The sequence below is a fragment of the Catenovulum agarivorans YM01 genome, assembly GCF_000281085.1.
Classification (GTDB): Bacteria; Pseudomonadota; Gammaproteobacteria; order Enterobacterales; family Alteromonadaceae; genus Catenovulum; species Catenovulum agarivorans.
This window is the reverse complement of the sequence record NZ_JH767525.1, coordinates 250,090-263,632: the sequence shown is the minus strand read 5'-3', so window position 1 is coordinate 263,632 and position 13,543 is coordinate 250,090. Positions and strand designations below refer to the sequence as shown.

Annotated in this window: 15 protein-coding genes; 5 read left to right on the top strand and 10 right to left on the bottom strand. The window is 39.2% G+C overall.

Annotation, left to right across the window (positions count from 1 at the left end; all coding sequences use genetic code 11):
• Positions 1-264: 264 nt before the first annotated feature.
• The 4 genes from WSC_RS24070 to WSC_RS0108515 all read right to left on the bottom strand — a co-directional run bounded on the left by WSC_RS24070 (position 265) and on the right by WSC_RS0108515 (position 4,168).
• A complete protein-coding gene (locus WSC_RS24070) occupies positions 265-630 on the bottom strand; it encodes an antiterminator Q family protein (RefSeq protein WP_016955507.1) in 366 nt (121 codons plus the stop codon).
• A gap of 10 nt (positions 631-640) precedes the next feature.
• On the bottom strand, positions 641-1,192 hold the full coding sequence (locus tag WSC_RS0108525; protein WP_016955506.1) for a recombinase family protein: 552 nt from the start codon (positions 1,190-1,192) through the stop codon (positions 641-643).
• A gap of 162 nt (positions 1,193-1,354) precedes the next feature.
• A complete protein-coding gene (locus tag WSC_RS0108520; RefSeq protein ID WP_016955505.1) occupies positions 1,355-2,056 on the bottom strand; it encodes a DUF2290 domain-containing protein in 702 nt (233 codons plus the stop codon).
• Between the two features lie 15 nt (positions 2,057-2,071).
• A complete protein-coding gene (locus tag WSC_RS0108515; RefSeq protein WP_016955504.1) occupies positions 2,072-4,168 on the bottom strand; it encodes a DEAD/DEAH box helicase in 2,097 nt (698 codons plus the stop codon).
• Between the two features lie 510 nt (positions 4,169-4,678).
• Between WSC_RS0108515 and WSC_RS0108510 the strand changes: the two genes are divergently transcribed.
• Positions 4,679-5,527, top strand: a complete 849-nt coding sequence (locus WSC_RS0108510) for a type 2 periplasmic-binding domain-containing protein (RefSeq protein WP_016955503.1) — start codon at positions 4,679-4,681, stop codon at positions 5,525-5,527.
• Positions 5,528-6,334: 807 nt separating this feature from the next.
• Here WSC_RS0108510 and folA read toward each other — a convergent pair.
• The 4 genes from folA to rplU all read right to left on the bottom strand — a co-directional run bounded on the left by folA (position 6,335) and on the right by rplU (position 8,763).
• Positions 6,335-6,832, bottom strand: coding sequence for a type 3 dihydrofolate reductase (gene folA / locus WSC_RS0108500; RefSeq protein WP_016955501.1), 498 nt, complete (start codon positions 6,830-6,832; stop codon positions 6,335-6,337).
• Positions 6,833-6,844: 12 nt separating this feature from the next.
• Positions 6,845-8,014, bottom strand: coding sequence for an Obg family GTPase CgtA (gene cgtA / locus WSC_RS0108495; RefSeq protein WP_016955500.1), 1,170 nt, complete (start codon positions 8,012-8,014; stop codon positions 6,845-6,847).
• Between the two features lie 162 nt (positions 8,015-8,176).
• Positions 8,177-8,434: a 50S ribosomal protein L27 gene (rpmA, locus tag WSC_RS0108490; RefSeq protein ID WP_016955499.1), complete on the bottom strand. Its 258-nt coding sequence runs from the start codon at positions 8,432-8,434 to the stop codon at positions 8,177-8,179.
• 17 nt (positions 8,435-8,451) lie between these two features.
• The gene (gene rplU, locus WSC_RS0108485) at positions 8,452-8,763 is read right to left on the bottom strand and encodes a 50S ribosomal protein L21 (protein WP_016955498.1); all 312 of its coding nucleotides are present in this window, start codon (positions 8,761-8,763) and stop codon (positions 8,452-8,454) included.
• A gap of 266 nt (positions 8,764-9,029) precedes the next feature.
• Between rplU and ispB the strand changes: the two genes are divergently transcribed.
• Positions 9,030-10,001, top strand: a complete 972-nt coding sequence (ispB, locus tag WSC_RS0108480) for an octaprenyl diphosphate synthase (RefSeq protein WP_026016745.1) — start codon at positions 9,030-9,032, stop codon at positions 9,999-10,001.
• Positions 10,002-10,010: 9 nt separating this feature from the next.
• Here the strand turns inward: ispB and WSC_RS22270 are convergent, their stop codons facing one another.
• Positions 10,011-10,856 (bottom strand): DNA ligase, encoded by an 846-nt coding sequence (locus WSC_RS22270; protein WP_016955496.1) that lies wholly within the window; start codon positions 10,854-10,856, stop codon positions 10,011-10,013.
• 230 nt (positions 10,857-11,086) lie between these two features.
• Complete coding sequence (locus tag WSC_RS0108470; RefSeq protein WP_016955495.1) at positions 11,087-11,605, bottom strand: TIGR02281 family clan AA aspartic protease; 519 nt, start codon at positions 11,603-11,605, stop codon at positions 11,087-11,089.
• A gap of 1 nt (position 11,606) precedes the next feature.
• Here WSC_RS0108470 and ampD point away from each other — a divergent pair, with 1 nt between their 5' ends.
• Genes ampD through argR form a run of 3 tightly spaced genes read left to right on the top strand, consistent with a single transcriptional unit; the run spans position 11,607 to position 13,493 of the window.
• Positions 11,607-12,176 carry a 1,6-anhydro-N-acetylmuramyl-L-alanine amidase AmpD gene (gene ampD / locus WSC_RS0108465; RefSeq protein ID WP_016955494.1) on the top strand — a complete coding sequence of 190 codons (570 nt, stop codon included), beginning with the start codon at positions 11,607-11,609 and terminating at the stop codon, positions 12,174-12,176.
• Complete coding sequence (gene ampE / locus WSC_RS0108460) at positions 12,173-13,012, top strand: beta-lactamase regulator AmpE (RefSeq protein ID WP_016955493.1); 840 nt, start codon at positions 12,173-12,175, stop codon at positions 13,010-13,012. The genes ampD and ampE overlap by 4 nt, the downstream gene beginning before the upstream one ends.
• 13 nt (positions 13,013-13,025) lie before the next feature.
• The gene (argR, locus tag WSC_RS0108455) at positions 13,026-13,493 is read left to right on the top strand and encodes a transcriptional regulator ArgR (RefSeq protein ID WP_026016743.1); all 468 of its coding nucleotides are present in this window, start codon (positions 13,026-13,028) and stop codon (positions 13,491-13,493) included.
• The last annotated feature ends 50 nt before the right edge of the window (positions 13,494-13,543 follow it).

The following is a 13,543-nucleotide window of genomic DNA, read 5'->3' as shown; positions in this document are numbered from 1 at the left end:
TTAGCATCGATTTGTATCAACCGTTTAAGAAAACAATGACCATCGTGGATTGGCATCGATTTGTATCAACCGTTTAAGAAAACAATGACCATCGTGGATTGGTAAAGATTTCTGTAAACCGTCTAACAAAATGATGGGCATCTGGGATTGGCAGCGATTTGTATCAACCGTTCAGGAAATTGATGACCATCGTGGATAGGTAAAGATTTGTGTAGCTATCGAAAGAAAGGGCAGCGTTTTAAACGCGACCCTTTAGCAGGTGGGCTATTTTGCAAGACCAAGGCATAATAAAAAGGCATCTAACCAGCTAACCGCCTCTTTTAGCAGCTTGGCGGCCTTTTCACGCCCTACGCTTATTTGTTTGCTAATAGCTTCAAACGTCAGGCCAGCCAAATAATAAAGCTTAATGGTTTGGGCTAGTTGTGGGCTTCTATGTTCAAGGGCTGTAATTGCTCTATCAACTGCTAAGCCTATATCATCGGTAATTCGCATTGTTCGGCATAATCTTCGGCCTGATGTTTGCCCCATATCGACAATGGCACCCATAACAGAAGAATAACCAAGGTTGTTTCGTGTTTTACTCCAATTTCCCCAGGCATCTAATAGCCGTTCAGTGTATACAAAGCTCATTGTTTCCCCTTTATTGTTCAGATTGATTAAGTACACGTTGGACGGTTGAAAGCGCGCAACCGCACTGATCGGCAATTTTACGCAGTGACAAACCACCCGCTTTCAGTTCTAAAATTTTATCGTGCAATTCGGTATTGGTGGGGCGGCCTTTATACTTGCCTTTAGCTTTGGCCTGTGCGATTCCTTCTAGTTGGCGTTCCTTAATCATTGAACGTTCAAACTGGTAAACACTACCCAACAGGCTAAGCATTAAATCTTGCATAGGGTTTGATTCGCCCGTAAATGCAAGGTTCTCTTTGTGAAAGTGAATCGCTATGCCTTTTTCATTCACTGATTTAACGATATTCAATAAATCTTCAAGGTTACGGGCTAGGCGGCTAATATCGTGTACGTGGATTTCATCACCTGCCCGAACATAATCAAGTAGTTGTTTTAAGGCTGGTCGGTTTGTGTCTTTACCACTGCATTTATCTTCAAATGTTTTATCCAGTGTTAAACCTGCTAATTGACGGTCTGTGTTTTGTTCAACAGTAGAAACCCGAATATATCCAACCTTTGCCATAATGTATCCTTAAAGTGTACCGATTTAAGTCTAAGATGTTTTAATCTTATTGTACCGATAATTAAAAATCAAGTTAAATGAATACGGATAATGCAGGTTTTTGTACTCGTGCTTACTGTACCGATTTGGGTATAGGTAAAAGAATGTGTTTGTTGGCATTTATCAACTGAAGTGTAGACGCTCCAACTCTAAGTTTGAAAAATGTTTTGGGCTGTATATTGATATCTTTGGGCAATTCTCTTTTAGTTCTTTTCTATAGTGAATGTCTAACTCATTCTTGGTTGGATTTGTTGCATCAGCACTTTTTTTCCAAATATCGGGGTAATAGTGCATCAATATCTTTAGAAAAAACGCAAATGGTGTTAGTGCTCTGTTTACTGGCCATCGATTTTCGCTGTGGAGGCCTATATGGAAATGTGCCGCAGGGTGATACATTTCACAATGTTGTTGCATGGATAGGTCGTATCTTATGATAGGGATTTCTGAGGTAAAATCACACTCAGCTAACAACTGTTCAACTTCATCTTGAGTAAAGCCGCTTTGTTCATTGTATAAAGAGATTACTTCTGAGTGGTAACTTTTATACTCTGCAAATTGATACGGGTTGGGGTAAAAAACCAACCTACAGTTTTGTAGTTGTGTTTTCTGAGAAAATTGAAATATTGAGCGGTCATTTAACATAAGGTTGAAATGTTGTTTTGAGACGATTGCATCGTAAATCTCTTGATAACGAGCTGATGACCGCGTCATAGTTTTTACTTCGTTTGAAACATTTAGAGATGAGCTAGACCCAGCTTGAAACAAAATTTCCAATGAGTCTGCTAAGTCAATTGCACGAAAAATACTCTTTTCAAAGTCACTCAAAATGATTCTCTCCCGCTAAATATTTTTTGTTGACCACAATTCCAATTGATCTTTTATTTCTTGGTCTGACATGCCTTGCTCACGTAAATCGCTCCACATTTCTTGTATTTTCACAAGTTCTTTCGGTCTAGCGTCCAGATCTCTCTTAATTTTCTCTACATCTGGAACTTTAAAAATTAGCCTATTTTCATTGCCTAGGCTTGTACGGATTTCTTGGAAGAATCCATCGACTTTTTCTCCTATTCCAGTGACATTCAACCAAGCTTTTGTCCTTGTAAAGGCTGTAAATATTTTGTTTCGCCCGCTTCTAGTGTTTCGGTATCTATGCAAAGCATCTAATCCAATAGCAAATACTTCGGCCGCTTCATTTCCTTTTGCTCTGTGTACAGTTGTAAGTGTAACCATGTCATCAATTTTAAATGGCGGCGCATATGAGGTTGATGTCAATACATTGTTTGACCGAACACCAATGTTAGTTAGGTACTTAGATAATTTTGCAAAATAATTTTTTGCGTTGTAGTCATCAAAGCATATGACCATAATATCTTGAGGTTTCAATCCAGCTTCTATCGATTGCTGAATTTTGTCCGAAACCCATTGGCACTCCTCGCTTAGGTCTTTAGCCTTGAAACACCTTATTAGGTCTGACGCCGTTTGGTGACGATAAATAGACAGTGGACTATTCTCTCTATCTCGAATGATTGATGTTGTTGAGCCTACATCCAGAGTATATTTATCTTCTACTCTGTAGCCTACATCTTCCCAATGTTCTTTGTTTTCCAACATTTGAACAGGGTAATCACTATATAAACCAAAACCGAGAGCATGAGCTGTCACTAGAATTTCCAATGGATTACGATAACACTTGTACAGCACTAGATCGTTAGATTGCCCACCAGTCAATTCATTTTTTAGCGCTACAAGGTCTATTAACGGTTTACCTTTTTCATCGTGGCCAAAGAGTTCTTCAGGCGTTCGCTGGTAGACATTGAATATTGACTGTAATTCATCATAACCCCAAACTATATTTTTGTTTTTTGCAGTGGAGCCTTTACATAGTTTGTAGCAGATTTGAAAAAATTCATTTGGTAAATCTTGCGCTTCATCTATAAGAATGTAGTCATATTTCGCTTCGATTTTGTGTGGTAACAAATGTTTACAAACTTCTCTAAACGGATCATCAAAATTGATCGAGCGAGCTGTACTGAAAGTCATAGCCCCAACACCGTTTTCAAAACTAGCGTTATAGGTAACACCCTCTAAATTTTTCCCACCCCATGAGTGGTGCACGTCAATGACATCCCAATTTGGTTCTGTACCAGCAAAGTGCCTGTAAAATCTGTCTAGAAGATCGACAATCAGGCCATATAAGCTTTTTGTATAAAACGTGAATAGAATTTTTTTATGAGGGTGCTGCAAATGTATGTGAGCAGCTTTCATAGCCAATACGACTGTTTTACCCGAACCTGCTAGCCCTCGAATTCTCTGTGGACCATTGATCAAGCTAATGGCTATTTTGCGTTGTTCAATATCAAAGTTGGATATTTCGTTTTCTAGAGCGATCAGTATATTTAGTTTAGAGGCTGGATCTTCATCTGTTCTTGTTCTTTTGGAAGGTCTGCTTAATGCCTTTGCACCTTCTATGATAGACCTGACTTCGTCAAACTGGAAGTCGTCTAAAGGTGTCTCCAATTGTAGTTCACCAAATACTAGATCAATAGATTTGTAGGAATTTACAACGTCATTTTCGAATTCATCTGCGTCAACAGAATCCAAACAAACCAAATAACTTTCTAGTTCTAACGCTAGTGTTTTTTTATTTTTACGTAACAGTTTGCTTTTCTTAAGTGCTGCTTCTATAAAATTGTATACTTGGCTTAAGTTATCATCTGCCTCGAAAATATTGGCTTCAGTGCATGTTGAAAGCAAAATTAAGCCATGATTTTTCGATAAAACTACTATTTTAGATTTGACAGTTTGCTCTTCATAATCTTTAAAAACAGGAAAACCATAATAAAGTATAGAATCATCAAGTTGGATTTTCTCAATGTGTTCCAATACTTCTGCATCTAGGCCGTTAGGCTCTAACTCGGTGGCAATAATTTTTTCCAAAGTAATCTTCCCGTATTTGATATAGTCGGCTAACTATTTGTTATCTTTACAGATTATAGCTCAATATTACAAGTGGTTGAAAAGCAATTTTTACCATGGAATTCCATTAAACTATTATAGGTGTTTTGATCTTTTATACTTGAAGTAACACTGGTTGTAACATTTTATATTTAACTTTACTTAATTTTATTGTATATCAAATATTTGAATCTATTTATTGCTCCCTCCCTCTCCTTTTTAAGCAGTCCGAAATAATCCTTTTAAGCTAATAAAAATTTACTGGTTATTCCAGTGATTGCTCTGTCGTTTACTTCACTATTTCTCAATAAACTCGATTAATTTCCACTGAGTGATTTTTCATATTTTAATTGTTTAATAATTTGTTAATATCAACTACTTATAGCTATGCTTAGCAATAGATAGTTAAGCAGGTTATACAATAAAAATAATATTTTGGTTATAGCTAAATATAACCCGTTTAAAAACACATACACGAAGTTGGAAAACAAAATGAAGAACCTAGTTATAAGCTTGGCATGCAGCTTAGGCATTTGCTTATCTGCTGCTGCCGCACAAGTGACTTTGAAAGTGAACAATTCAGAGTCCATCAATAATAAGTACCAGTTACAACTATTGAAGGAAGCGCTTTCACGCGATCCGAACAATCAATACAAAATTCAAACTTCCCCGGTTGATTTAAACGAAGGGCAAATGCTTAATTACATTAGATCCGGTGAAATGGATGTGATGTGGGGCGGAACCAATAATGACTACGAAAATGCCATGCAGCCAATTCGTATTCCATTATTTAAAGGTTTATTAGGCCACAGACTCTTTATCATTCGAAACGGAGAGCAGGCAAGATTTAATGGCGTATCTAGTCTCTCTGGCTTGAAAGACTTTAAAGTAGGACAAGGGCGGCAGTGGGCTGATACACAAGTGCTTAAGTCTGCTGGCTTAGACGTTGTGACTTCGATGAAATACGATGGTTTGTTTTATATGTTAGAAGGAGGGCGCTTTGATGCTTTTCCTCGTGGCGTACATGAACCATTTGCAGAAGTAACAGCTCGTCCCGAGCTTAATTTAACCGTCGAAAAAAACTTACTCTTGGTTTATCCATTAGCAGCATATTTTTTTGTCGCGAAAGACAATAATAAATTAGCCAAAGTGATTGAGTCGGGTTTGATGGAGATGATAGATGATGGTTCGTTTGACCAATTTTTTTATCAAAACCCTATGGTTGCTGAAGCGTTAGAAAATGCGCAGCTCGCTAACCGAACTGTGTTTAGAATTGATAACCCTAATATGCCGCCTTTAACGCCATATGATAACGAAAAGTTGTGGTTTAAGATTGAGTAGGACGCTTGAGGTAAAGCGAGAAGAGTGAATGGTGGCGACCTCAGTCGCCACCCAAAGACATATCATCTAACCTTGATGAAGACTTGCCTGTCGTGTGTATCCCTAAAAGCACCTTGCGGTGTGTCCTAAAGTATTATTCTTCTTTTATTTTGCATCCAGCGGGATTCCACCCATCTTTCCTTATACCTCGTCCTGAGCTATCCCATTTCCCTAGCATCAATGCTCTCTGCTCCTTGCTTGCTAACTCCTTAGCCGTTGCTCCATTTCGTCCTACTTCCTATAATCCTTATTCCTATGTGTGTCCTTGGTGCTTATCCTAAGCTATTTTGTCCTTGTGTCCTTAAATTCCATACCGTCCTGGTTATCCAATCCTTCATCCATTCCTTTTTAACAGCAGTACCATCCGAGTACCCTAGTATCCATACACCTTGTTTTTCCAACTCCACCGGCGTAAGACCATTTACACCTTTTCTTTCCTAGAAAACTAAAATATCCATATATTCCATTTCCTGTTTTGTCCGTGTCGCTCTGAACCTTGGGTGCGTCCTTTTTCCTAAGCAACGAGTGTTATAGTACTTAATTGACTGTTAGTCTGGAACTAACTAAATGAAAATTAATTTTATTCATCAATTTTAAATATTGTTCAGTTGGATTAAAAAGTCAATTAATACAATTGTTTATGTATTTTTGTTTCTAAAGGATTGCGATAAGTAGGGATAAGTCTCAATGTTGGTGTGAGAAATGTCTTACATGGAAAGGGCGAAAATGATATTCAGCAGAATGAAATGGGAGCCTAGCTGCGCCGCATCAACGGCGCGTGTAAGTATAAAAGGTATGAGCTAGTGGATTTTTGTCGTCTACTAGGCCGGCTGTTTCTTCAGATACTTGCCAATCTTGTGGATCAATCTCAGGAAAGTAAGTGTCTGCATCCACTTCTGTTTCTACTATAGTTACGTATAGCTTGTCAGCATGGCTGAGCATGCTTTGGTAAATATGACCGCCGCCTATGACGACAATTTCTTGTTCGTCAGTTAATTCTCTTTTAGCGATTTCAACAGCTTGTTCAATTGATGAGGCGAGCTGCACATCTGGGTGAGGGCTGGTTTCCTGACGACTTATAACAATGTTTAAGCGACCCGGCAACGGGCGGCCAATCGAGTCATAAGTTTTACGCCCCATGATAACGGGTTTGCCTAAAGTTTGTTGTTTAAAAAACTTTAGGTCATTGGGTAAATGCCACAAGAGTTTATTGTCTTTACCTATGGCGCGTTGTGGCGTCATGGCCGCTATCATTGAAATGATCATGCAAAATACTCGCTATTTTTGATAGATAATTTCTGGGCCATCGTCATCATCATCCCAGTCATCGTCGTCCCAATCGTCATCGTCCCATTCTTCCGATTCCATCACACTATCATGGTAGTTTTGCCATTTGAACTCAACTTGTTCTTCAGTTTTTTGTTCTTCAAGGCTAGGTAATGGATGTTCTAACAACCAGTCACCTAATACGTTAACTAAATCTTGTGTGCCATTGCGCTCAGCAGCAGACATTGAATAGATAGGACCTTGCCAATCTAACGCTGCAACAATTTCATCCATTTTTGCTTTGGCGTCTTCTTCTAACATAAGGTCTATTTTGTTGAAAACCAACCAGCGCGGTTTTTCAGCCAACTCTGGGCTGTATTTAGCTAGTTCGTCAACTATAGTCACTGCGTCTTCAATTGGATCTGAGCCGTCAAAGGGTTCAATATCCACTATGTGGAGTAATACGCGACAGCGCTCTAAATGTTTTAAGAAACGAATACCTAAACCAGCACCTTCTGAGGCGCCTTCAATTAACCCTGGAATATCCGCAACAACAAAACTATTACCTACACCTTGGCGAACTACACCTAAGTTTGGTACTAAAGTTGTGAAAGGGTAGTTGGCAATTTTTGGTTTAGCCGCTGAAACCACGCTAATGAAAGTTGATTTACCCGCATTTGGCATACCTAACAAACCAACATCCGCCAGTAGCATAAGCTCTAATTTCAACTCGCGAACTTCACCCGAGGTGCCTGGCGTTTTTTGCCGCGGCGCGCGGTTTACACTACTTTTAAAACGTGTATTACCTAAACCGTGAAAACCACCTTTTGCCACCATTAACTTTTGTTCATGGCGTAATACTTCACCTATTACTTCACCGGTTTCCGCGTCAGTTGCACGCGTGCCAACAGGCACTTTTAAGTATTTATCTTGACCGCGACGACCTGTACAGTTTTTGCTTTTGCCGTTTTCACCACGCTCAGCTGCATGGAATCGTTCGAAACGATAGTCAATTAGGGTGTTTAAACCTTCATCGGCAATTAAATATACATCACCGCCATCGCCGCCATCACCGCCGTCAGGGCCACCGTTTGGAATGTATTTTTCACGACGAAAACTGACACAGCCATTACCACCGTCACCAGCATCTACTTTAATTTCAACTTCATCGACAAAATTCATGGGTTACCTCTTGGTGCTTACCATTAAACGCCAGCTTATTCTAATCTCAGCTTGATTAAATATTGTACATATTAATTTTAGTTGAGATTGGAATAAACTTGCGGAAATAAAACAAAAAACCCCGCCAGAGCGGGGTTTTTACAAACTTAAATCGGATTGGTCTTAAGCAGCTTCGATGCTTACAAATTTACGATTTTGTGGACCTTTAACTTCAAATTTAACTTTACCATCAGATAAAGCAAATAAAGTGTGGTCACGACCAATACCAACATTGCTACCCGCGTGGAACTTAGTACCACGTTGACGAACAAGGATGTTACCCGCTAATACTGACTCACCACCGAAACGCTTAACACCTAAGCGTTTACTTTCTGAATCACGTCCGTTACGAGTACTACCTGCAGCCTTTTTATGTGCCATTGATTCAGTCTCCTAAATTAAGCGTTAATGCCAGTGATCTTAACTTCAGTGTACCACTGACGATGACCAGCTTGCTTGCGAGAATGCTTACGACGTCTAAATTTAACAATCGTTACTTTCTCACCACGACCGTGACCAACAACTTCTGCAGTCACTTTACCGCCGTTTACATAAGGTGCGCCAATTTTGATGTCTTCGCCATTAGAGATTAACAATACGTTGTCGAATTCAATAGAAGAACCAGCTTCTAATTCAACTTTCTCTAGGCGGACGGTTTGGCCCTCAGTTACACGGTGTTGTTTACCACCACTTTGGAAAACCGCGTACATATTCTACTCCGCTCACTATAAAGACGTTAGCTTAACTAACGTACAAATCTTCAAAACAGGGCGCGAATTCTAAGGCAAAGCTTTTAAGATCGCAACCCTAATTTAGCTTAAAATTACTATTTATTCAGTGCTTACTCATATTAATTGTTTATGTTGACTAAATGGCTGAGTTACACGGCTTTGAAACTAGTATCTTGGGTATATTTGAAAAAGCGTGTAAACTTAGCGCAAATTTTAACTCAGACCAGACAATTCAGTTTTTATCAATGCAGCTAGAACAAATAAAGCAGTTGGCCAGCGAAGATATGTTGGCAGTTAACAAGGTTATTGCCGACCAATTACAAAGCGATGTTGCGCTTATTCAGCAGTTAGGTTTTTATATAGTTAATAGTGGTGGTAAACGAATTCGCCCATTAATTACCACGTTAGCTGCTAGAGCACTTGCCGCAAACACGTCTGAGCACATTACCTTAGCTGCAATTATCGAATTTATCCACACAGCTACCTTATTGCACGATGATGTTGTTGATGAATCAGATAAACGTCGTGGTCGTGATACGGCAAATGCTTTATTTGGTAATTCTGCGTCTGTGTTGGTTGGTGACTTTTTATATACTCGCTCGTTTCAAATGATGGTGTCACTCAATCAAATGAAAGTGATGCAGGTCTTATCCGATGCAACCAATGTGATTGCCGAAGGTGAGGTGATGCAATTAATGAATTGCAACGACCCTAGCACAACTGAAGCTTCATATATGGAAGTTATTTATTGTAAAACGGCTAAATTATTCGAAGCTGCGACACGTTTAGCTGCAGTATTAACAGATCAAGATGAAAAAGTTGAAAAAGCTTTAGCTGATTATGGCTGTTATTTAGGCACTGCCTTTCAATTAATGGATGATTGGTTAGATTACGCGGGTGAGTCTGAAAACTTAGGCAAAAACGTTGGTGACGATTTAGCCGAAGGCAAACCTACCTTGCCGCTTATTCATGCAATGCAACATGCACAGGCAACAGAAGCTGAGCTAATTAGTAATGTGATTGAGCAAGGTGATGGTTTAGCGCAACTTGATGCTGTATTAGCTATTATTAAACAAACCAATTCGTTGGACTACACCTACCAGCAAGCGGAAAAACATGCGCAAATGGCGGTTGATGCTTTAGCTGTGTTACCTGACTCTGATTATAAACAAGCACTAGAGTCGTTAGCTTGGTTATCTGTGCACCGAGACAGTTAGAAGCGAAAGTTAGAAACCTTCGCTTCTAATCCGCAAAAATACCGGAAATCTCGGTAATTCGTTTTTAGTTAAACCTGTGAATTTATAAGTGATTATGCTGCCAATTGCTGGTGGGTTGGCTCGCTGCGCTTTTGATAAACCACTGCCTATCTTAAATTGTTTACCCGTTAATAAATCTTCTACTAATAAAGCGCCAACTAAACCAGTAAATTGGCCTTTGCCTGCAATATATTCAATGACTTTCGCTTCAGCATCGGTAAATTTTTTCACTTTAATTAGGTCGTCGCTGCGTTTACCCCGATACAGTGCAGATTTTTTATGCAGCATTAGTCCTTCAGCACCATTATTTACGTATTGATTGAGCAGAGTTTGCAGTTTTTGGTGGGTATTTACATCAAATTGTTCAACTATTTTAATTGAACTGTTGCTGGGTAACTGCTGCATAAGCTCTAGCATTTTTTGATAGCGGGCAGAGAATTCAACCGGCAAATCCGGTAAATCAAACACCATGAAGCTCACTTGTTGCCACCTTGGGTCGGTCGCATCATGGATAATTGACATTAAGTCAGCAAATTGATTGTGCCCAAGCCACAATTCTCCATCAAGTGGTCTATTCGGGAAGTCTGCAACAAAACTAGCGGGTGGATTTATCGGATTGCCTTGTCTCGTCCAAAATTGTTTTCCATCCCAATAAGCACGCACACCATCATATTTTTCACTGACTAGATAGTCGCTGAGTTTTATGTCGGTAGAATATTTTTCTGCCAACATTAAATCTATAGGTTTGGCTTGGATTGAATAGCCGCAAGTTAGCAGCACAACAAAAAGAATAAAGCTAAGAGATCTTGGAAACATAGAACACTCCTTGTTCAAATTTTATTTTAACCTGAACTCGGAATAACAAATTAGCTAACGTTTTGAATTCATTGTGAAATGAAATTACGTTGGTTCTAGTGTGATATTTTTTCTTAGAGCAAGGCGAATTTGCGTACGTAATAGCTGGCTATTACTAGCGAATTCAACGTAGGTATAAGGAAAAATAGCCACTAGAAAGCAAGTTGTTATCCCGAGTTCAGGTTATTTAGTTAATTATATTGGCGCAAAGTCAGTATATTGCCACGTTGACTAAATTCAATACGTTTTAATGCACTCATGCCAAGTAAGATTGAGTCTTGTTGCATGTGCGGATTAATATTAGCTCGTACATTGGTTAAGGTGATATCACCTATTTCTAAACGCTCTATATTGGTGCTATACACAGTGACTGTGCCATTTGCCGTACCAACTGGGAAACTCTCGCCGTAACGTAAACCTAAACCTTGAGCTATATGTTCAGGTATAGAAACATGGGTTGCGCCCGTATCCAATAAAAAAGTGACAATGCGGCTATTAATTCTGCCATTGGTTACATAATGACCTTGGCGGTTGCGAGTTAATTCTACTTCAATGGCACCTTGACCTGTATAATGACTAGAAGGGTTTTGATTCGGGTTTTCTTTTTTGTTTAAATAGCCTTCAAACCAATAGGTTAATAGAAAAAATGCAATGATCCATGCGGCATAATTCATCCATTTGCCGGTTTTTTGATTTAAATCTGGTTCCACTATGACTCAACCTCAATTTATGTCTGAGCAACATGATATTTTAACTGACGTAATTTTTAAACCTTCGGCGTTTTATAATCAAAGGCCACAAGGCTGTGATATTGATTTATTGGTGATCCATTGTATTTCTCTGCCAGAAGGTCAATACGGTTTACCCTATATTGAAGATTTGTTTTTGGGCTGTTTAGATTGCACTAAACACCCAAGTTTTATTGACTTGCAAGGTTTAGAGGTATCGGCACACTTTTTAATTAAACGAAATGGCCAAGTGCTGCAATTTGTCCCTATGAATCAAAGGGCGTGGCATGCAGGTGTGTCTAATTTTGCTGGGCGAGATAATTGTAATGATTTTTCAATTGGCATAGAGTTAGAAGGCACAGACCAAAGTGACTTTACCCAAGTTCAGTATCAAGCTTTAGCAAAAACGACACGACAAATCATGGCTTTATACCCTAAAATAACCTTAGAACGTATTGTTGGGCATAGCGACATAGCACCGGGGCGAAAAACTGATCCTGGTATAGGTTTTAATTGGAAGACATATAAACAATTGGTGAGGGACATAGAATGACATTACTCAGTATCTTCATTGTTGTGCTACTTGAGCGTGTGGTAAAAGTAGAAGAGCAGTTTCACTACCGCCATTATTTCAATTGGTATCAGCAAAAATTTGCCGATAATTTTAAAGCGACAGATAACATGAGTGCTGAGTTATTTGTTGTAGTGTGGTTGGCATTACCGGTTCTTTTGTTGAGTTTATTGCTGTCGTTGTTGGGTGATGGTTTATTGGCGCTGGTAATAAACTGTTTTGTACTTTTTTTATGTTATGGCTGCCCACAGCACAGAAGTTGTTATCGTCAGTATTTAGAAGCGGCGTGTCGCAGTGATCAACAAGCTTGTTTTGAATATTCGCTGCAATTAGGCCAACAACTAACCGAAGAAAGCAAAAGCGAAAGTTTAGGGCAAACCTTAGTTTGGATTAATTTTAGACATTATTTTTCCGTGATCTTTTGGTTTGTTGTGTTAGGTGCACCAGGCGCTTTGTTATATGTATTTGCCCGTAATTTGGCAAAATTGTCTGCACAGCAGCAAGAGTTGGCGTGGATAAAAGATGCGAGCGAACGCTTGTTGGCTATTTTAGTTTGGTTACCTGTGCGTATTTCTGGTTTTGCGATTTTATTTGTCGGTCATTTTTCTAAAGCTTTACCTGTGTGGTTAGCCGGTGTTGGTAAACTTGGGTTGTCTGCGCGTAGCTATTTAGCCAATATTGCTAAAGCTGCCGAAGATGTGCATTCGCCAGAAGATGATCATTTAACAGAGCCTTGTGTCATGTTAAAACTAGCCAAACGTGCATTTTTATTTCAGTTAAGTGTTATTGCTGTTTTAACTTTGTCTGGTGTTATTTAAGGGTTGTAGTCGTTTGAATCAAACAGAAAAACAAGATGCGCTACTTAAAGCGTTTAAAACTTTATTACGAGAGCAAAGCTTTTCTTCGCAAGCGGATATTGTTGATGCTTTAAAAGAAGAGGGCTTTGACAATATTAGCCAATCAAAAGTCTCACGTTTGTTGAGCCGATTTGGCGCGGTGCGCACACGTAATGCATTACAAGAAATGGTTTATTGTTTGCCACCAGAATTAGGTGTGCCAACCACAGACAGCCCGCTAAAGCAGCTGGTTTTAGAGGTTAGCCATAACCAAGCTATGATAATTGTTAGAACAACACCTGGTGCAGCACAGTTGATAGCACGTATGTTAGATTCGTTAAATAAGTCGCATGGTGTGTTGGGGACAATTGCCGGTGACGATACTATTTTTATTGCGCCAGTTGATACATCTGTTATTGAAACTACCTGTGAACAGATAGAAGAATTTTTTCAAACCGTTTAATCGCGTATTTTCGCTGAAATTTCAGTTGGGTTTGTTCGGTCTATTCTTCT